Genomic DNA, 20,064 nt, shown 5'->3' on the forward strand with positions numbered 1-20,064 from the left:
TTTCTGGCCACCAACTGGCGCAAAAATCTAAAGTAAATTATAACCGGATAGCTCGTTCACCTCGCAAGGGTACGGTTAACCAACAATGGGGCTAGATTCCGTTGTCTGTTGGTTAAGGTTAGGATGGCCTCTACTCGAGTTCCACGACCTCTCCACGCCCGTTGTCAAGGATTTCTCGCACCTCGGCCAAGCGTTCCTGACCCTCCTCGTGGAGCCTTGTCCCTTCATCGAGATCACACTCATCCGCATCGAGCTGCTCAATGATTTCTTCGACACGGGTCAGCCGGTCGTGAATCTCTTGGTCGTTTGCCACGCTCAGATCACCCCCAACCAAAGCCCAGTGATAGCCAACAACAGCAACAACAGCACAGCGATTGCGGCCTTGTAATAGACCGGCGGGAGGCCCTCGGGTACGGCCGCCTCGTCGACTGCTTCGGCAAGCTCCCGTTCATGTTCGTGCTCTTGCTGGAAGGTCTCGTACGCGGCGTCGAGTTGCTGTGCCAGCGGCTTGACTTCGCCCGCCAAGAACTCCTCGCGGGAATTCACGATATACTCACCGGCGGCCGTCGGCGTGATCGTTGCCACATCCGCGACCTGATCGGCGATTAACCGGTCGTCAGTATGCCCGATCGCCGTGACGATCGGGGTGTTTGCGGTGAAGATAGCTTCCGAGACCCGCTCGGTGTTGAACGCCTGGAGGTTCGAATCGCTCCCGCCACCGCGACCGACGATAATCGCGTCGACGTCCTCGGAGCGGTCCAGATGGTGGATGCCGTTCGCGATGGATGTGGGCGACTCCGACCCTTGGACGGTGGCGTCCTTCACCAGGATGTCGACGGTAGGGTCCTGTTCGTGGATCGCGTTCTGGATGTCATAACGGGCATCGCCACGGAGGGAGGTTACGACCCCAACCCGCTCTGGGAACGCCGGCGGGCGCTGTTTCTGCTCGTCGTCGAACCAGCCACGCTCTTCGAGTTCGCTTCGTAGTCGCTCGACGGCAGCTGCTTGATCGCCGTCGCCGACGACGATCACCTCCCACGGCTTGAGGTCGATTTTCCCGCCCTCTGTCCAGTAGTCGATATCGCCTTCGAGGATGACCTCGGTCCCGTCCTCGAGGTCAGCGTCCATCTTCTGATAGCGGTTCGCCCAGAGCATACAGGGAAGCTCGGCGTCGCCGTCAGTCAGGGTGAAATAGAGGGCGGTACTGTTCTGATGGAGATCCGTGACCTCGCCAATACAGCGGACGCCGTTGAGGGCAGGCGTGTCCTGGACGACCGATGCAATTCGGTCGTTCAGCTCTTGGACTGAAAGAACATTCCCGGACAGGACATCATCTACCTCCCGTTCGGCATCAGCCATCGCACTAACTTAACACGGGGAGAGCCGATTCAAAAATGTACTCACCAGTGCCAGTGTACCCTGCCAACTGTTCTGTGTTGAATTACTCCAGTAACCCGAGGTCAGTGAGCCGGTTTTCGATCACTGTAAGCGCTTGTTCAGCATCGTCAAGCTGTTTTCCGCCCGTGATGACGAGCTTTCCACTCCCGAAGAGGAGTGCGACGACGTCCGGGTCGTCAAGTCGGTAGACGAGCCCCGGGAACTGCTCTGGTTCGTATTCGATGTGTTCGAGACCTAGGCCGATCGCAATCGCATTCAAATTGAGTGTGTGGTCGAGGTCCCCACTTGAGACAATATTCTGGATTTCGATATCTGGGGAGGTAGCGACATCGACACCCAATTCACGGAGCTCGTCGAAGACGTATTCCAACGCAGTCGTCACATTGTCGACGCTTTTTGCACCCGTACAGACGACTTTCCCCGAGCGGAAAATGAGCGCTGCGGCTTTAGGATCGTGCATCCGATATACGAGTCCAGGGAAGTTATCGGGATCGTAGTCGGTGGCTCCTAAATCCTCAGAAAGCGTTTCCAGATCGAGTTCTTGACCGATATCGGACGACGCGACCACATTCTCGACTTGAATTGATTCGGCTGTGACACTCATAGGAGTACCTTCCAGTCACAACCCCCTTAAAACGGGGAGTGACTTCGAGCGTCGGTGTGGTACCTTCCGAATTAGAGGTCGCGGGGCTGGACCGTCTTCCGGTCGTTGGCCTCGGCACGCTCGGCGGCGTCGTCGAGCAGTTCGGCGACCTCTTCGTTGAGGGCGTCGTAGAAATCTGCCGAGACGTTGTGGTCCGAGAGCGCGTCCTTCACGGCTGCTTTGACGATTAGGTCAGACATTCCATCGCGGACTTCTCTTGTCCACCATATAAAGGTTCGAAGTTCTCACGCAGGGTTCTCGCCTCGTCGTATCGAATATTGGCATCTGAGTACCAGAGAGAACATATGCCACCCCTCAAAAATAGAGAACAGGCAGATGCACGATCTAACTGGGTTCCAGCGGGATATCTTGTACGTAACCACCGGGCTCGAGGAACCACATGGGCTCGCAATCAAGGACGAACTCGACGACTACTACGAGCAGGAGATCAATCATGGCCGCCTCTATCCGAATCTCGACGATCTCGTCAACAAAGGACTGCTGGAGAAGGGTGAACTCGACAAGCGGACGAACGTGTACACGGTCACGCAACGCGGATTGCGGGAAATCGAGGCGCGACGTGAGTGGGAAAGTCAGTATTTAGAAGATGTGAACGCACCCACTACGTCGTAGAGTCATTATAAAAACGGGACTGCTTTACCCACTTCCCACGAATCCACAGTAAGATGGCTCGGCTCGTCTTCTATCACCACCCACAGGCCGAGAATTTCTCACTCAAATATAGCTCGGCATCGGTGGCAGAAATCCTGTCTCAGCGAGAGCAATCCGGCGAGTCGACAAAGCTCATCGGGTACCCCTTCGAAGCTCCAGTCTATGTGCTCTACGAAGGCGAGTCAGAGATCGAATCTGCCCAAGAGGTCGACTTCGATCAGGAATGGCTGAGCGACCGTATTCGTGACCTTCCCCGTGCTGGGCAGGTTGTCGCATTCCGATTAGTAGAGTTGCTCGAAGCTGCGGTTGATGTTCGCGATGAGGATGAGTTCCGGCTCTACAAGGAGTTCGAACCGCAAAAGATCCAGCAGGCACTCGATCACGTCTCCTGGGGAGCTCCACTTCCGATCGTCGCTGGAGAGGTGATGTCGAATTTGATCCTCCGACATTCCCTCCCAAATGCGAATCACCGAACTGGCATCGCGATGCTGCAGTTCTGTATTGAGAGTGTGGACCCGGATTTTGAGATGCCACGAACGCACGTCGACGACGATACCTGGCGAGAGTGGGTTGATCCCTATATTGTTGATTCTAAGCGTCTCATCACGGTCCGCCGGAACAACCTCCGTTTCAAGCAACTCGAAGAGCTGGACGTCGACCTCGTCGAACGGAAAGACGGGATCCAAATCCGGTTAGCCGAGTTCGAGCTGGATATGCACTGGCGAGAAGCCCTATCAGAGTATGCTGGGCAGCACGAATCTCACTGTACGGACTTCGCGCAGGCAGTTCTCGAACGAGCAGGACGGGACGATCTGCTCGACCGTCAAGGACCAACGAAACAAGAGTTCATCACGTATCTGGAGGACGGACTGGTCGAACGGGACTTCAGAGAAATGTTTTGATCAGTCGCGAAGCTCGGCGACCGACTGACCAACCTCACGGACGTGTTCACTTCGCTCGAGGTCGAGTTCCTCGGCGAGGTAGTCAACCGTCTCTTCGAGGCTCATATTGGAAAGAAGTCTGCCGAGCGGTATAAACCTAGTGCTGACCAGCAATGTAGCTCATCAGGGGAAGCGCCTCCTTACGTAAGACTATCAATCTCTTCTAGTGCCTCAGTTGCGACGTCGCCGAGTTCACCAGCTTCTATATGTGCGTAACGCTCTCTCACCATCTCCTCGGAGTTATCCAAGTAACGAGCAGCCACCGTGTACCCAAACGCGCGGACAAGTACCTCCCCCATCCCACGTCGACCACCGTGCGGAGCAAGATAATCGTGTTTCGGATGGTCAATTTCGATCTCTGTGGCTTTCGAGAGCCGCTGGAGAATCTATCATGCGCCGTCCGTCGTAATCGACGGCGGCCGAATGTCCTCATCGAGCGCCAGCAGGATTTTGAACGGGATTTTATATACTGCGGACTACCTGTATTCGATGATGAGTGACTCGTCGGACGACTATACACTTGAAGATGCGAAAGACGAAGTCGGAATTCTTCGCCGTGTAACCGACGACGTCGTCGAAGCAATCCGGAATGCAGAGAGCGAAGACGTACTGGAGTTTTTGATCGAGGACGAGAAACTCGACGTAGTCCACGACGGTGAACGTGGTCTGGGTCAGGTTCGACGTGCCGTACTTGAGTCGCCGCTGGCCTCAGACCGTCTCAAGCGCGTCGTGAGTCTCCGCGGTGATGAAACGCCTGAAGAGATACTCGTTCCGAAAGATGTCGAACGCAACGCCAAAGTCGCGCTTGAAGCCGGGAAGCCCGTCGTCCTGTACGGACCGACCGGAACAGGGAAGACGACCTTCGCCAAGCAGCTCGCCCGTGAGACCGGCATCGGGTACGCTCTCAACACTGCGACCCCCTCGTGGACGCCGTCGGACATCATCGGCGGGATCAGCCCGGACTACACCGGTGACTCGCTAAGCTACCGGACGAAACTCGGCTGCGTGTCCGAAGCCGTTCAGCGTGCCCGCCGATTCGACGTCGAGTACGGCGTCATCCTCGACGAGATCACGCGAGCCGACATCTCGAAGATCTTCGGTCCGCTGTACACTGCCATCGAGAACCCCCATCAGACCATCTTCGAGACCGACGAAGGCGAAACCATCGAATTGGATGAGCGAGTGAACATCATCTGTACGATGAATATGTCTGACCGGACGGTGAACGAACTCGACAACGCCATCACCCGTCGGTTCGCCATGATCGAGCTCGATGAGTACGAGGAGGACAAGCGCCGACAGCTGTTCAAAGACTGGATCACCACGCACGTCACCGACCACACGGACCTCGGAGAAAGCGAGATCCTCCGCCTATTCGAGCGGGACTACCAAGGGATCAACCACGGTCACGAATCGACGTCACAAGGGTCGATCATGCGCTTCGGCCCGATGCATTATCGCGACGTCGCCGTCTTCCTTGGCGTCGGCTGTCGAGAAGGCGGAGAGTACGAGTATGACCAGAAAGATGCGGTCGGACAGGCGTTCCGGACGTACATCGTTCCGCGACTCCTGAACGCCGCCGCATTTCCGCAGATCGAGCGAATCGCGGAACACTACCGCGCGATGAACGGCGAGTTCGAGGAGTTCGATCTAGCCCCCGCGGCTGAGCTCGCCGAACGGGAACTCGAACAGGAACGTCGCCAGATGGGCTCCTACGAGTAATGAGCACCGTTGACGAAGTTTACGAGTACGGGCAGGACACCTTCAACGTCCCCGAACGCGGGGAGATCCGGATAGAGGGCTGTCCGTCGTCCATCGGGGACCAGCTTCGTCGCGCATCTTTCACACAGCAGAGTCCCGGCGTCTTCACGAAGAGTCAAGCAGCACTCGAGGGCGAGCAGGAGTACGAAGTCGTCACAGTCACCGTAGACGGCGACGAGAACGAGGTACTCCACGTCGAAGCGACGGACATCATCGGCGTCGTGAGCCTCACACCGTCGTCGAAGGTCCAGGTCGATCCGAAGATCGACTGGGAGCACATCTTCGATATGTTGCTGGCGGTCTACGACCAGAATCGGTCAATCGAATACCACGGGATCCCGCTGCAGGACTTCCTCTCCGACGACATCCATCTCGACGATGTCTTCGTTGTGCTGGCAATCAACTACCTCGATGGGTTAGAGACGATCCACCGGCAGGGGTACATCCGCGACTTGGTTATCCGACGGCTCGACAGTCTGGACGGGCGGGGAGAGATCGACGTCGAACAGACGCTTATGAACCACGCGCGGGGGACGCTGGAGCCACATTGGATCCGCAACGAGACCGAGTACGACAACGCCGCGAACTCGCTACTCCACTACGCGGGGAAGACGCTGCTTCGGCTCTTTCGACAGAACTCTCACGAGAACGACCACCCTGCATACGACCGTATCTTCTCAGAGGTTCACCGAGAGGTGGAGCGCCTGGAGAGTATGGGTGTTAGCAGCGGGTTAGACCGGATGGACGCGTATCGACGCCTCTCGCTTAGCGACCTCCCGAAGCAGCGCCGGTACTACCAGAAGGCGTTCGATGTCGCCAAGGCGGTGATGTCGTCATCACTCGGCCAGCAACTCCGAGACGGCCCGCGGGAACTGGTCGTGGACTACGTTCTGAATATGGAGTCGCTGTTCGAGCAGTACTCCCAGGTCGTCATCGAGCGCGAATTCTCATACATCAAGTCCTACGACCACCTCGGCGGCCTCGACGACGTGACGCCTGTCCGGTCACCGTCCGTGAATCCGTTCGAGGGTGAGGGCCAGATCTACCATGAACCGGACCACGCGCTACAAGAGGGCGACGAGACACTAGCTGTACTGGACTCGAAATACTACGCAGAAGGCCACGACCCAGTGAAGGAGTCGCCGTCTCGGTCTCGGTTGTTCAGCTACGCCTACCTCCTGCACGCTGACCGGCTCGCGTTCCTGTGTCCGCTACTCGAACCGAAGCGTCGCCGAGTCGCCCAGACCGGAGCCGAACTGCAGATCGTCTCACCCGAGCAGTCGTTCACTCTGGACGGATACGGCGACGTCGTCCACAACTACCTACACGACGTCCTCGTCGAGAAATCTGCTGAACTCGAAGCCTTCCGCGCCGTCGCAGAGAATCGCCTGTGTCTCGACGGCGTCGAAGAGACTGCCCTGAGCGAAGCGACATCGATGAGCGGTCCGTTCACGTTCAAGGATACTCGGGACTTCTCGCTCCGCGTCCTCAAGGCCGCTGCCGATGAACACTCGTGGGAAGTTCGCAATCGGTACGACCTAGAGCAAGACGGTGACTGGACGCGAGAACAGATCGAGACGCGCTGTGAACAGCGCTACGAGCATACGACGACGTGCGTACCGGTGTTCTGCCGCGAGCACGGGCAGGAGTGGATCGACCTCTATTTCCTCCAGAACGGTTCCGATGAAGTGGAGAAAGAAGGACCGCTGAAACTGCTCTGAACAGTAGTTTCGTCCGACAGCCTCTTTATACCTGGTTTCACACTAATCAGATAGTTGAATGAGTAACGAGATGACATCACATGACCCCCTTTCGAACGATGACGGGTTCTGGGGTCTACTGCTCGGGAAGAAATATGATAAAATCCCGGAATCAGAACGGACGCTTGAAAATCTCGTATCGGACTTCTACGTTGGGCGAACGAAACGAATTGACTCCCGGTTTGAGTCAGTCGACGACTTACTCGCAGAATTAAAGGACCGATCACCAGATCGTGCACAACAGCTTCTACTCACCATCTGGGCAGAAGAAAAATGGGCGCAAAAGAGCAGCGGTGGCAACGGTTTCCAAGTGGAAACTAATTTCGAGGACGAACTTCGACGACTCGAAGAAGAGGGTCTCTTCGTCGAAGAGTTGATTGACGGTTTTACACTGGTGTGGCCGAGCAAAGAGGTTCGTGTGACCACTCGGGAAGACGACCGTGTCCGAAGTCGCTTGTTCGAGCGCGCCCACCCACTATTCGTTCGGAAAGATGGTGGTGGTGAGGTAGAGGTACGAGGTGCAAAGAGTCGAATCAAGAAGTTCTCAAAGACCTTTACGGATAGTGATGGAGTTGACAGAATAGAGCGATCACAAACGACTCAGCACGTCATCGATGGACTTGCGTCAATCTTCAACGATGAGATTGAAGCGCTCACACTCACCGAGGTGGAGTTCCAACGAACCTATCTCCCCGATGGATCATCCCTGTCCCTCAGCAACCCTACGGGAGTTCGAAATGATCTCAACTCAGAAGCCGTCTTTCAGGAACTAGTCGATCTACAGAGCTTATCCGAACTGTCCCATCTCGGCTTCAACCACAACAAGACGGGGAAGAAGGTCGAGCTGAAAGTAGAGCGTGAAGAAACAGGATTTTACTTTGAGATCCAGGATCGGTACCTTCCCGAGTCAGAAAAGGAGGCAATTCGATTACTGATCGAGGACAAATTGGGCATCTCATTCGATAGCATCTATCCATATGACGTCCAGCTACGAGATTCATACATCTTCCACCAGATTCTCACTGGGGCAGTTGAGACGTATAACCGATATTTCGAGGATTTACCGGAAGAAGAACAGTCACTTCTGAACGAATTCATCGACGTAGCCGAGATTGACACATTTGAGTGTTATCGCTGTCACGAGGTATATGAGGAAGAAAAGCCGGACGAGTGCGACGAATGTGAAGGTGATAGTTTCAGGGACGACATCCGGCGGGAGGTCAGCGTTGACGATGTGGCGATCCATGAAGCAGCATTTGAGTCGCTAAAAGAGATCCGTGATACGCTTTCGGATAATGGCATCAACTTCTTGGACGTCTCAATCGATGCGTATGAGACGAAACACAACGACTACATCCGAGCCACATTCCAGGAAGTGGCAAGTGCAGGAAAAGAAGCCAACACGCACCGGTATGAGTACATCAACTATTGTCTCGGAAATGGCCGCCTTCCTCGACGAATCAATCAATACCTGCTAAACTCGGTTCTCGTCGTTTACGGGAAAGCGTATCTCAACGGGCGAGAGCACTTCGGAACTATTGACCTACACGACCTGTTGATGACTGATTCTCCAGAGGATCTTCTTACCTCAGCGATTCGTGACAGCAAATCCCAGTTCAGAAACCGAATTATTGGTCGGGCGGACGAAGCGTTCGAACGCCTTCAGGACCTACATCAGCGGGGTGCAGCAGGCGAATTCGACGATCTCTCACAGGAGGAGCGGAAGGAACTGAAGGAGGATTACGATTACAACGAGTTTGAACGGGACGTATTCTATCTCCTGAAATTCATGTTCCTCTTCACCGAGCGGTGGGGTCGAGAAGGAGAGACGGAAACAGATGGCTGTCTCGTGATTCCTGAAGACGACGGTTACTTCATCGCAAGCTACGACCCGAAACTCACCTACACAAAGAAGGGATACGATCTCGATGCCGGTGAGAAGAACAAAGCTGCTTGGTACATGGTTACGGAAAACCTCGGTGGTGCTCTCTCGGTTTCGCTCTCAGATGACGAAAACCTGGACGCTCACCTCTTCGTTTCGAATAACTTCCGAGAAGGTCAATTCCCCTATGTCGCCTCTCGTGTACAGGAGTGGTTCGAGCAGAGTGAGGATGTGGAGAAGGAAGATATCCCAGTTGCATTCCTCCCTCTCGAATCATTGTTGTCGCTTTACGATACCTTCGACCGACACTACGATCCGATAATCGAATACCCCTCAGTGAAAGCTGCATTCAGAAGGGCATTCATAGAGAAGATCAGGAGCGGAGAGGACGGATACTCTGTTGTGGACACCGACGCCTGCGACGCCGTCGAAGAGCGAGTACTGCAGGCCTTGAAAGGGACTACCCGGAGTAGAACTCTCAAAGACCATACTGAATAGGGTGCGGTTAATTCTGCGCCCCTTTTCGAAATAGTACGACCGGACTACATACAGGGGTGATAACCGCTGGTGAGAATTAAAACGGCGCGACGAGCCATTCTCCACCCTCTTTCCGTTCGAGTTGTGGACCAAAGACCTGCTGAAGCGAGTAGAGTTCGTCATCGTACCGAAGGTCGTAGGTCTTCCCGCTTCGGTGAAACGACCCTTCGACGACGAACTGTATCGTGGGACTTTGATACTCCAGATCGTTCGCACGCTGATCCATCTCACGGGCGAGTTCGTTCGCCAGATCCTCGTCACTCAGGGCATCCGCGAGTCCGACAACACTCACTGTCTCGGGAACATCATCTTCCTTGAGCCGCTGGAGGAACTCCTTCACGGGAATCTGGTGTTCGAAGGTCTCGTAGACACCTTCAATGACGAGATTGTACTGTCCGGGTATTTGTCCGGGGCCTGCCATTACCTATAACACGTCGCCGAGGGGTCAAAAAGGGGTGCGGTACCTCAATCGTCACGTCGGAGGTCTTGCGGGAATTAATGCGTCGAAGTGCGTTATACCGATCGCGGTAGTTGGGCGTTAGGTCGGGAGTTCAATGCCAAGCGCCTCGTCGGTGGGCGACCAGGTATGCTTGTTCTGCTCAGCGAGGCCAACGTTCTGGAGACGGCTCAGAATCGAACCTACCTCATTTCGTTCTGTGCCGTTCGAGTTCGGTTCTTCGAACGGTGAGTCTGGAAGCTCGGTCGCGTCCCCGTGGATAACACGACGGACCGCGCCACCAGTGTTCTGGCGGAGTGCCTTGAGAACGAACTGTTCCTCCTTCGTAAGCCGGTCAATCGCGTCCGTCGGCTCTTCGATGTCTCCAAGACGTGTCTCGGGCGTCGCCCATTCGTCGAGGACAAAACCGATTATCGTCTCCTCACGGTCCTCGATATTTTCCACGGACCACTCGTCGTAGTCGTTCTGGATATCCCATTGTACCCAGAGCTTCGACTCCACGTATCCCTCATCACACTTGGTCTCGAATGTAGTGTTCCCCCACTTCGAGTTCCACGGTCTGCTCGCAAGCGTGAGATTCCCGAGTCGATCAACGTATGCGTCGTACCGCGCTTCAGGACTGGGATACTCGTCGGCATCCTCGAGGGGAAGTTCGTCGGGACTCTGTGGCCAAATGTGTTCGACCGTGTATTCGTTGCTCATCGCTTCCGTGAGCGATGGTCCACCGCGCTCACCCTTCTCGTCAGCTCGGTGTTCGTTGTAGAAGTAGAAGAGATACCGGAGGTCCTGCGAGCTCGCTTTCGAGTACAGATCCGCGGCTGAAAGGGATCGTCGGAACTGCGAGTCGTCCTCGTATCGATTCATTAGGGAGACGACTTTGCTCACCCAGATATCGGCTGGACTGTCTTCGCTGATGTTTCGCGTGCGGACGTAGAGACTGGACTCTCCGGTGTGACTTCGATGGTTACCAATCGAGTAGACGCGGAAAATGTACGTCTCAATCGCGTTCAGGAGCTCCCGCCTGCCATCGTCATCAAGATTCGGCCACGCTTTAAGGAGCAACGGGTAGAACTTCGTCGCGTGACGGAGACGGTGTATTCGCTGGACGAGGGTCGAAATTTCGTCATCACCGGTACAGTCTAACACCATCGATAACGCGTTAAATCCGCGTTCCAAGCTGTTGGTGTAGTCCTTGATGTATTCCAAGCACGCTCGTGGATCTTCCTGTCGAAGCTTGCGGATGTGCTCTTTCAGCTCGCTAAGGAAGGCGGGATCACTGTACTCGTCGGAGTTCGACCAGTCAAAATACGAAATGAAGTGGTAGCGCTGGACTGCATCATCGCTAATATCGGTGACGTACGGTGACTCCAGCATCGTCTGGTGGTCGTTGTACATCTCCCCGAACGATTGTCGGATTCGGCGGATGGTCGCTTGTGCCTCGCTCTCAGTATCCGCAGCGAGGTATGCCATCCGCATCAGGAACGACTTCGTCTTGTCGAACGTAGAGAGCGACCGACCTCGGTCGTTGACGCTATCGAAGATGAGCGTCGCCTTCTCGGGGTTGGCTGCGTCGACAACGTACACCATCAGTTCGAGTTCGAGGATGGTCTCCCAGAGTTGCTTGAGTTCCGTAGCGACGTCCACGGGATCGACATCGGGGGATGCGGTTAGATCGTCGAGTTGGTCGTCGAAGTATTCCTTCGCCTCGATCATCTTCCGCTGAGACGGGCGGTCCGGTTCGTGAACGTCGTGGCCCGTGAGTAGCCATTCGAGGTACTTGTTGTCCTCCTCGTCGAGGAGCTGAAGCTGATAGATGTTGTCCTCAACGAGAAGTGTCTCGCGCATCTCTTCGACGTCGTCGAGTATCTCGGCCTCGTGATCCGTCTCCGGTGCGATTTCCTCCAAACACTCCGTCATCGATCGAACCAGCAGCGCAAGCGAGGTGAGCCGTTGTTGGCCGTCGATAAGGAGGTTGATTGGCTTTTCTCTCGAAGAGCCGTAGCCACCGGTGCTCCCACCGCTTTCCGTTTCGTCCGTCTTCTGGATGATGATCGTCCCGAAGTAGTGCTGTTTGTCCGGCGGAAGCGTGTAGAGATCAGTCCAGAGGTCATCCCACTCCGGTTCAGTCCACGAGTAGTAGCGCTGATACTCCGGAACGTGGAACACCCCTGCTGTCGTCAGTTCCTCTAACGACTTCTTTCCCGATTCCATATGGTCGTGTGTTCAGAGGAGGTAGAAAGTTCCCGGGGTGGTATTCGCTCCAACAGCGTACCTCGGTCAGCCATCCAAAGCTCTATTTCACGGCGTGGCTAATCAACTATCGAGCGCAACGGTGCTGCGTAGAGCCTGTGTGACCATATCCCGGAAGCCTGGCGGTGCAAGTCAAGAGGCGTCAAAGACGGACGTGGGCACAGGAAACGCACCGATTTTTCGATTCTACGGTACGGAGAGCTGCTACCGGGCTCAGTAACTAGTGATATCCCGGTCTCCGAGCACTCGCGTGTACGTGTCGTCGCCGGTCACGTCCGCGAGCCGTCCCGCGAGTTCGCGCAGGTCGTCATCGACGTCCCACTTCTCGACGTAGTTCTGGACTGCCTGCCCCTTCTCGTACCGGTAGCGGAGGAACTGGAGCTTGTCGAGATTCGAGAGGTGTTCACCACCATCGCCGTTGACGCGCTCTTGGATGTACGCCTGGCGCTTCTCGTTGTCCCAGGTTCCGAGTTCGAAGCCGTCTTCCTGGTTGTAGAGGCGCATCTCCTTGAGGTCCTCCGGGGTGGCGTTGGTCCCTCGGCAGAGCTTGTTCACGTCGTCGAAGGACGGGTTCGGAGTGTCGAGGAGATCGATGAAGACGTCTTCGACGCCGATGTCGCTGGCCTCCTGGATGATGCCGTAAATCTCCTGGACGACCTCCTTCGCGGACATGATCTCGCCGTCGCGCTGGACCTTCCCGTGGTGCTTCGAGTATTCACGGAAACAGGCACCCATTTCCATCACGCCGATGTCGCCGCGGGAAAGATCACGGTTTTCTTCGAGTTGCTGGCGAGTACGGCGCGCTGTGCGGTAGATTTCGCGACGAAGTGACTTCCACGAGGCCGGTTCTGTATCGTCGATGGGACGAGCGACAACGACGATGTCGAATGAGACGGCCTCGCCGCTGATGAACTTGTTCAGGTCTGAGGAGATGGGATACGTGGCAGTTACCTCGAACCCAGTCTCGCAAAGGGATTCCAGTAGTTCCCCCCAAGATTCCGAGTCAGAGTGGTGGTAAGTAAATGCTAACAGGCCATCTGACTTGAGATGGCGGTGGATATTTTCGAATGCTTGACCCAGCTCAGATTCAAAATCTTCTGCTGTTTTACCGTGGAACGGATTGGTGACAATACTATCTGCTCGGGGTGTTTTTTCGTTATCGAACCCCGGATAGTCTCCTTCCAGCAGCAGCTTTTGCCAAACATAAAAGTAGTCAGCAACCTCTGAATACATGACATTATCATAATACGGGGGATCTGTAATTACTGCATCAAACTCGTTTTCCCCGAAATTGATCGTCCTAGCGTCACCTAGATTCAGAGTATGTGTCCCACCAATTTCCTTCGAAAACGGCTCTGATTCCTTTGTCTCGCCATCTTCGATATAGCGTTCTGTGGGGTTTGAGGCGTATTCTACAGCATTGAAGACTTTGTCCATCGTGTTGGAGAAAGTTCCCCGTCCAAATTTGGTACCCCAGAGGTTGTTTTCAACGAAGTCTGTCTGGGGAACGAATGAGTTCATCCTAAACGTGCCTTCAATCTTGTTAGCGTTTAGATTGTAGATAGAAAATGTACTGTTGAACATTAGGCTGTCAGAGAAGCCCAGAAGCAACAGTTCCCGAAGATTATCGTCCGACACATTCTGGTCAATTGAACGTAGAAGCGTACTCAGGCCAAAAAGCTGCCTGTCAGTAAACATATCCTGCCACTCTTCATATCCATGGTCGAAGATGGGGTTTCTTTCTGAAGGAATGTGTCCTTCGGGAATCTGTTCCGAAGGTGAATAAGACCGGAGTTCTTCATTTCCTTCCCACCTCTCTTTTGCTTCTTTAAACAGCTGAATATCCGTATCTTCAGCCTTTTTGTACCCTTTGTACAGGCTTCGCTCTTCATCTGCATCCTCACAGTGTTCACAATAATACTCCAGAGCGTACAGACGCGTGTCGTATCCTCCCTGTTCCTGGATCGCGTCTGTGATCGCATACTTCTGTCCGCAGTCAGGACAGTTGTACTTCCCACCACGGGAAACGTTTCCTTCCTTAGGGACGAACCCATGTCCACAATCGTTACATACACTTTCAGACTGCCAATCGTCAACAAGCGTGACCGCTCCACAGTCTGGACAAAGGACGTTATATTGGTCATCATTCTCGTAACGTCCTTTCGCAACACGGTAATCCTTGAAGAGCGGAACCGTGTGTCCGCAGGAGACGCAGTCCAACTCCTTGACCCAGAAGTTGTACATCACGTCAGCCTCGTGGTCGCCGTTCGGGCAGGGGGTCCGGTAATACTGCGAGATCTCGTCGGCGACATCTTCCTTTACCTCCTCGAAGGCAGCTTTGAGGTCTTCGACGTCAGTCTGTCCGGCCTCAAGTTCCTTTTTTGTGACGAACCATGCGACCGGATTTAGATCGTTTCCGACGACTTCGGCACCGAAACGCGATGCCTCAACTAGCGAGGTTCCACCCCCCATGAACGGATCGAGGATCTTCTTATCTTCAACCCGTACGTCTTTGGGGTAGAGTTTCCAGAGGCTCTCCGGATCCGTCATGTCCACCCGCTCAAGCAGGGACGCGACATCGAATTCCTCGGCGTCGTCGTCACCCCAACCGGCGAGTGTCTGGTCCTTATTCCCTGGTTCAAACACTTCCACCTTTTCTGGATCATCCAGAAGCGTATATAGAGAGACGGCACGGAAGACGCAGCCGAGACGGCGTGCCCACCACTTGTGCATCGTATAAATCGGCCGATAGTGAATCTTCGCACGGCCTTCCTTCTCGGCGATCTCGTTCACCCGCTCAATAGGGAATCCTTTCTCAATCGGGAGGGATTGCCGTTCAGAAATCTGCTTCCCTCCGGAGCCATCTGTCATATAAGGATGAAGCACAATCTGACCGCATAAGGATTCGGGTGTCTCGACAATAATTATACTACAACAGTCAGTAGCCTGTTGTAACTGTAACAACTGCTGTTCGGTTCGTCAATCGTATGTCGGAACTTGAGAGGTTGCAAGACGGATTAGAATTCGGTGATATGATCGTTATTGTACTCTAGAAATCCGGGATCAACCCCATGACCCGGTCGGAATTCGAGTTCTCTTTCTTTATCCTCGTAGCAGTGGTTGATATCCAATGACTCTGGGTCAACTTTGACCATCCCAAAATCGAAGTCAGCGTGATGGTTTGGACAGAGTATGATTATGTTCCTGATGTCATCAGGCCCCCCATCGCTCAGAGGTTTCAAATGATGTCCTTCAGCATAGTAGTCATCCCTAGATTGTTTTCGACGTTCCCCGCAGACCTGACAACGGTAGTTGTATCTCTGCTTTAGATTATTTACGATAGTTGTATTCCGAATTTTTCTAGTAGTCTCTGATGTCCTTTCATCCGGTATATCATAGTCAGTAGCCTTCTTTTCCGGATCTGGATTGGATACGCCAGCTGCTTCTGTTCCCGCCGGGAGAGATGAGCTTGAGAGCGAGGTCCGCAAACGGATTGCTTCCTTTAGATTCTCACTATTAGCCGTAATAACCACTTCCTCGCCAGTTTGTAAATTTCTAGTCTGTTCTCCTAACTCACCGCGGACTGCCTTCCTGATAGCCCATTGCTTCACATAGACTGTTTTTGAGAACGAAAAGTCTGGATGTAAATATCCATCCCATAATACAAAGACCTCCTCATTCTGTTCGTAACCGATTAGAAGGACAAGCCAATCATCAGAGAAATCGAAAGAACCTCGTTCGTCGCTATCTTGACCCGGTGCAATTAGTTGTGCTTTGTATTCATCATCCGGCCGATCACCTTCGGGGCTTGTGACATTATACATGTATACTCGAACTTTCGGAGGGAGCGGGTGATCAAGCGTTATCTCTAATGGTTTCTGGGAAGTATCAGAATAGTCTACCACAGCATCATCAAGGGCCGAAAGAAGTTTCTGATGCAATTGTTCCTTTGGTAGGGTATCAGTGGACATAGGTCTCTTAGCGGGGAACTGAGCATAGAGTGAAATAAATCTGCATCCCGATCAACATCCACTACCTCAAAGGCGGAGAAACTCAACCACAGAGATACAAGTACCGCTGACACAACAGGCCGATAGATAACGACTGACGACCTTTCTTTTGTAATTGGAGGGCGGCCAGGATCACTCAATCGGGAATGATTATTCTACTGCAGTACATGGATTAATCGGCCGAACACAAAGAACAGGAACTGGCGATTAATGAGGAGACGATACAGCTGAACTACAGCTACTTCTGAAAGCTGATCTCGATTTTCAGGCTTGTCGCCTCCTCGGGCATCCGCTCAAATAGGTCCTGTACCTTCGTGTAGTCTTGTTCGGACCGCAACGTCAAGCTGACCTGCGTCCGCTCAACATCGGCGGTCCCCTGAAGAGCGCCGGGAACACCCTCCCTGTCGGGCAGCATAAAGGTGACATCGCCGTACTCAACGCTCCCCGTCTGGTGGTTGTTCCGCCACTTGCTCCGCATCGCAGCGACGTCGTCGCCGTTGTACTCGAAGCGCCACGTATCAGCCTCTGTATCAGCCTTCCGGAACGGATAGCCGGGCACCCAGTCGGTGGCCTTGTCCGACCCGGTTGTGTTGACCACGTACTCTGGTTCCTCGTCCTTCCCGATGTTCTCCAGCAGGAACGTCCGCACCATGTACTCGGTGACGCTGTCGTCGAAACGGTCGGTGACCTTGTTGACGGTGAACTGATCACCCGGCTCCAGGTCCTCGATATACGCCAGAATCTGGTCACCGATTCGGTCGGATACCGTCGGGACAATCTTGACTGTCGTCGGCTCCCGGTCGCCGAGCGATCCGAGATACCGACCGCCGGCCTCCAGCACGTAGTCGTCGACGAGGAACTCGTTGACCGCCTCACGAGCGACCGATTCGGTCTCGTCCGGCGGCAGGAACACCGCTTCGTCCGACCGAACCTCTCCGATAATTGTGTCGAGATTCGCATACCCGTCGTCGTTGATATGCTCCTCGATACGGTCCACGAGGGACGACGCACCGACGACCTCTGCACCGCCGACGTCACGGAGCGTCGCGTCGGACTGCGGCTTGTCGAGAATCTCGTTCCCTTTCACGATGACGTACTGATCCTCACGGGCGAGCCGGCCGATAGCCCGCATCACAACGTCGTGGCTATCGCCGTCGATCCAGATCTCGCCGTCCTCAACGAGTTCCAGTTCGAAGTCGCCGATGTCGAGCGCAGTCGTCCCGCTCCCGAAGCGCTGGCGGAGTTCCTGCTCGGCGTCATCGACCCCCCACACGTCCACGTCATCCTGCTGAACGAGCACAGTGTCCAGCGAGCTTCCGGAAAGGTCGTCACGGAACCCACCAGTATCACGGGCGAGTACCGGCTTGCCGTCGAGCGCTTCGACGGTTGCGTTCAACACGTCGTTGGCACTGCCGGGAATCGGGAGCTCTGGGTCACGGAGGAACTGCTCGTAGATATCCTCGACCGATATTTCCCCCCGTCGCTCCAGAAGGTCCTCGGCGATGTCCCAGACGTGCGACTGGAGGTCGAACGGGTCAGCTGCCGCAGAGTCCGCAATGTTCGAGGCGTCGAGTTCCGCCTCGTCGAGGACGAACACATCGAGATCCATCGGCTCCACTTTCGCCCACTCGTCATCGTCCATCAGATTGTCGCCGTCGATCACATCGCCGTACAGGAGTTGAAGCTCTTCACGGAGCTCGTTCTCCTCCTGCTCCATCATACTACGAATCGAGGTGCGGATTTCGTCGTCGAGAGACTCGTCGGCAAGTACCTGTCGCGCGCCCTCGATATACCGTGCCTTGTCGATGTACCGTGTTCCGGACTCGATGGCCTTGTCCCCCGAGGGCTGGACGAACACGAGTGTGTTGCGCCACTCGCGTCCGCGACCGTCGTTCGTGATGACCTTCTTCACCTCGTCCTGGGTCCACTGGCCGTCCTTCACGACGACCTTCACCTCACGGTCGTCCGGGATATCCCGCATATCGTTCGTCCGGAACCCGACCGGGTGCGCGTTCGAGCCGAAGATATCCGTGATGAAGTCCGCGATCTCGGCCTTCGCCGACGTCTCCGACACATCCACAGCTGCGTTCCGGATGAGTGCGTTCGGGTTCTGCCGGTCGCGGATGGCGTACTTCCCGTTCAGCTTGTGGAGGTGCCATGCAACGCCGTGCAATCGTTCGAGGTTGAGGACGACGTCGGAAACGAGGTCACCTGTCTGGTAGGCACCCATCACAATCTCCGAGACCTCCGCACCCTCGCCTTCGCTCGGCTTCAACGAGTAGAGGAGGATCGTGTTCAGGATGCGACGACCGTGGGGCACTTCATCCGTGTCAACACGACTTTTGATATCACCGGTAGCGGCGTTCAGTCGTTCGTAGTTGATCTTCGCCAGTTCGTCCTCGAACTCGATGGCGTCGATGTCGCCGTGTGTGATCAGGTCCGTCTGATCCTGCATCTGCAAGAGGACCTTCGAGAAGAGGTAGATCATCCCGCGCGTGTTCTGGTTGCCCTCATCAGCGTAGTAGCGTGTCTCGAGGGCATCCAGAAGCACAGGGTGGAATGGATAGAGATCGTGCATCTCCGACAGCAAGTCGTCGGGGAGATCCACGTGCCCGTCGGCTTGGTCATACGCGTCGAAGTACCCGTTGACGATCTCTCGCGCCGCACTCTCGTTTACGGAGTCGATCAGGCGGTGGCGCAGGACCTCGCGCTTGTCCACCTGGTTGTTCATATTGACCTCAACCGCCTGTTCCCGATTCAGAATGTCGTGAACCTCAGATCCTTCGCGGAGCACAGAGACGATTGTGTAGAGTTCGAGATCCGAAAGCGCGGTCGATTCGAGCAGCGACTGGAGGAACGCCTTGTTTGCGCTCTTTCGATCGCCCTGAAGCGTATCGAACCAGTCCTCTAATTCGTCCACGAAGAATGCGACTGTGGTGTCGCCGACGGCCTCCTGAATCGTCTGCATATCGGGATAGCCACCCGACTCGAACGTCCCAGGATCGTAATCAAGCGCCTCAAAGAACGGTTCCCAGAGGTACTCGTACTGTTCGTTCTGCATCGCAACCGTGATCGGCGTCGCCGACTCTGGAAGCGCAGCGTCGAACCCCTCAACCGAATCACTTGCCCACGCACCCGCGGCATCGGGATCATCGAAACAGTGGTACAGTGCCACCATCTGGTGAGACTTCCCACTACCGTACGGGCCATAGAGGATGTGCGTGCCTCGCGGGTCGTCCCCAGTCAAGGAATCACGAAGAATCGAGAGGGCCTCTCGAAGGCCCTGAGTCATCAGCGTCCGTTCGAAAAAGAGTGCTGCGTCAGACTCGAACTCGTCGTCGTCGTCAACATTGTAGAGTTTTACCTGCCCATCGATCTGTCCTTCTTCCCTAAGCTCGCGGCTGAGGGTCACCGTGTCTTCGAGCGTATTTGGTAAGGATCCCGTCTGTGCCATCTTGATACTTAAACAAACCTCAGTGGCACCCAATAAACACTATGGTCCCGCGAATTCAGCGGCTTTGTGAGTCGTCTTCAGACATATCGGGGGGAATCGGAGTGTGGGTACAATTCGGCCGACTAGGGATTGTTACGGGCGTGTCGTAGTTCTCGTTATCATACCGTTCTTTCAATCGGTTAAGTAGCGGGTCAATTTCCCACGTGTCGCCAGCTAGTTTCCTGGTACACTCTGACCCTCTGTTTTCGTGTGGCGAATGTGGAATATAGCATTCTGAGTACCCGAGTTCCTTCAGTTGT

At 54.8% G+C, this 20,064-nt stretch carries 14 protein-coding genes and 1 pseudogene; 5 read left to right on the plus strand and 10 right to left on the minus strand.

The window, feature by feature from the left end; translation table 11 throughout:
- Positions 1 to 130 precede the first annotated feature (130 nt).
- The 4 genes from xseB to NL114_RS20895 form a co-directional block, all read right to left on the minus strand.
- On the minus strand, positions 131 to 313 hold the full coding sequence (gene xseB / locus NL114_RS20880) for an exodeoxyribonuclease VII small subunit (RefSeq protein ID WP_049987856.1): 183 nt from the start codon (positions 311 to 313) through the stop codon (positions 131 to 133).
- A gap of 2 nt (positions 314 to 315) precedes the next feature.
- On the minus strand, positions 316 to 1,359 hold the full coding sequence (gene xseA / locus NL114_RS20885) for an exodeoxyribonuclease VII large subunit (RefSeq protein ID WP_049987857.1): 1,044 nt from the start codon (positions 1,357 to 1,359) through the stop codon (positions 316 to 318).
- An 82-nt stretch (positions 1,360 to 1,441) separates the two neighbouring features.
- Positions 1,442 to 2,002 carry a TATA-box-binding protein gene (locus NL114_RS20890; RefSeq protein WP_144906689.1) on the minus strand — a complete coding sequence of 187 codons (561 nt, stop codon included), beginning with the start codon at positions 2,000 to 2,002 and terminating at the stop codon, positions 1,442 to 1,444.
- Positions 2,003 to 2,073: 71 nt separating this feature from the next.
- Entirely contained in the window at positions 2,074 to 2,241 is a 168-nt protein-coding gene (locus tag NL114_RS20895; protein WP_004048632.1) for a DNA-binding protein, read from the minus strand.
- Positions 2,242 to 2,377: 136 nt separating this feature from the next.
- On the opposite strand from NL114_RS20895, the gene NL114_RS20900 reads away from it, so the two are divergent.
- Entirely contained in the window at positions 2,378 to 2,674 is a 297-nt protein-coding gene (locus NL114_RS20900; RefSeq protein WP_004048633.1) for a PadR family transcriptional regulator, read from the plus strand.
- 53 nt (positions 2,675 to 2,727) lie between these two features.
- Entirely contained in the window at positions 2,728 to 3,615 is an 888-nt protein-coding gene (locus NL114_RS20905) for a DUF8172 family protein (protein WP_254824796.1), read from the plus strand.
- Positions 3,616 to 3,794: 179 nt separating this feature from the next.
- Here the strand turns inward: NL114_RS20905 and NL114_RS20910 are convergent.
- A pseudogene (locus NL114_RS20910) lies at positions 3,795 to 4,103 on the minus strand (site-specific integrase); the annotation flags it as partial.
- Between the two features lie 43 nt (positions 4,104 to 4,146).
- On the opposite strand from NL114_RS20910, the gene NL114_RS20915 reads away from it, so the two are divergent.
- From NL114_RS20915 to NL114_RS20925, 3 genes are read left to right on the plus strand one after another with little or no spacing between them, the layout of a single operon-like run.
- Entirely contained in the window at positions 4,147 to 5,376 is a 1,230-nt protein-coding gene (locus tag NL114_RS20915; protein ID WP_254824843.1) for an AAA family ATPase, read from the plus strand.
- A complete protein-coding gene (locus tag NL114_RS20920) occupies positions 5,376 to 7,136 on the plus strand; it encodes an McrC family protein (protein ID WP_254824797.1) in 1,761 nt (586 codons plus the stop codon). The genes NL114_RS20915 and NL114_RS20920 overlap by 1 nt, the downstream gene beginning before the upstream one ends.
- 58 nt (positions 7,137 to 7,194) lie before the next feature.
- Positions 7,195 to 9,555, plus strand: a complete 2,361-nt coding sequence (locus NL114_RS20925) for a type 2 periplasmic-binding domain-containing protein (RefSeq protein ID WP_254824798.1) — start codon at positions 7,195 to 7,197, stop codon at positions 9,553 to 9,555.
- Positions 9,556 to 9,631: 76 nt separating this feature from the next.
- On the opposite strand, the gene NL114_RS20930 is transcribed toward NL114_RS20925, so the two are convergent.
- The 5 genes from NL114_RS20930 to NL114_RS20950 form a co-directional block, all read right to left on the minus strand.
- On the minus strand, positions 9,632 to 10,015 hold the full coding sequence (locus NL114_RS20930) for a DUF8076 family protein (protein WP_254824799.1): 384 nt from the start codon (positions 10,013 to 10,015) through the stop codon (positions 9,632 to 9,634).
- A gap of 117 nt (positions 10,016 to 10,132) precedes the next feature.
- On the minus strand, positions 10,133 to 12,262 hold the full coding sequence (locus NL114_RS20935; protein ID WP_254824800.1) for a DUF262 domain-containing protein: 2,130 nt from the start codon (positions 12,260 to 12,262) through the stop codon (positions 10,133 to 10,135).
- 252 nt (positions 12,263 to 12,514) lie between these two features.
- Positions 12,515 to 15,172, minus strand: a complete 2,658-nt coding sequence (locus NL114_RS20940; RefSeq protein ID WP_254824801.1) for a DUF1156 domain-containing protein — start codon at positions 15,170 to 15,172, stop codon at positions 12,515 to 12,517.
- Between the two features lie 146 nt (positions 15,173 to 15,318).
- The gene (locus NL114_RS20945) at positions 15,319 to 16,272 is read right to left on the minus strand and encodes an HNH endonuclease (RefSeq protein WP_254824802.1); all 954 of its coding nucleotides are present in this window, start codon (positions 16,270 to 16,272) and stop codon (positions 15,319 to 15,321) included.
- A 277-nt stretch (positions 16,273 to 16,549) separates the two neighbouring features.
- Positions 16,550 to 19,765 (minus strand): DUF499 family protein, encoded by a 3,216-nt coding sequence (locus NL114_RS20950; RefSeq protein ID WP_254824803.1) that lies wholly within the window; start codon positions 19,763 to 19,765, stop codon positions 16,550 to 16,552.
- Between the last annotated feature and the right edge of the window lie 299 nt (positions 19,766 to 20,064).

The sequence above is a fragment of the Haloglomus halophilum genome (assembly GCF_024298885.1).
In the GTDB taxonomy this organism is placed as follows: Archaea; Halobacteriota; Halobacteria; order Halobacteriales; family Haloarculaceae; genus Haloglomus; species Haloglomus halophilum.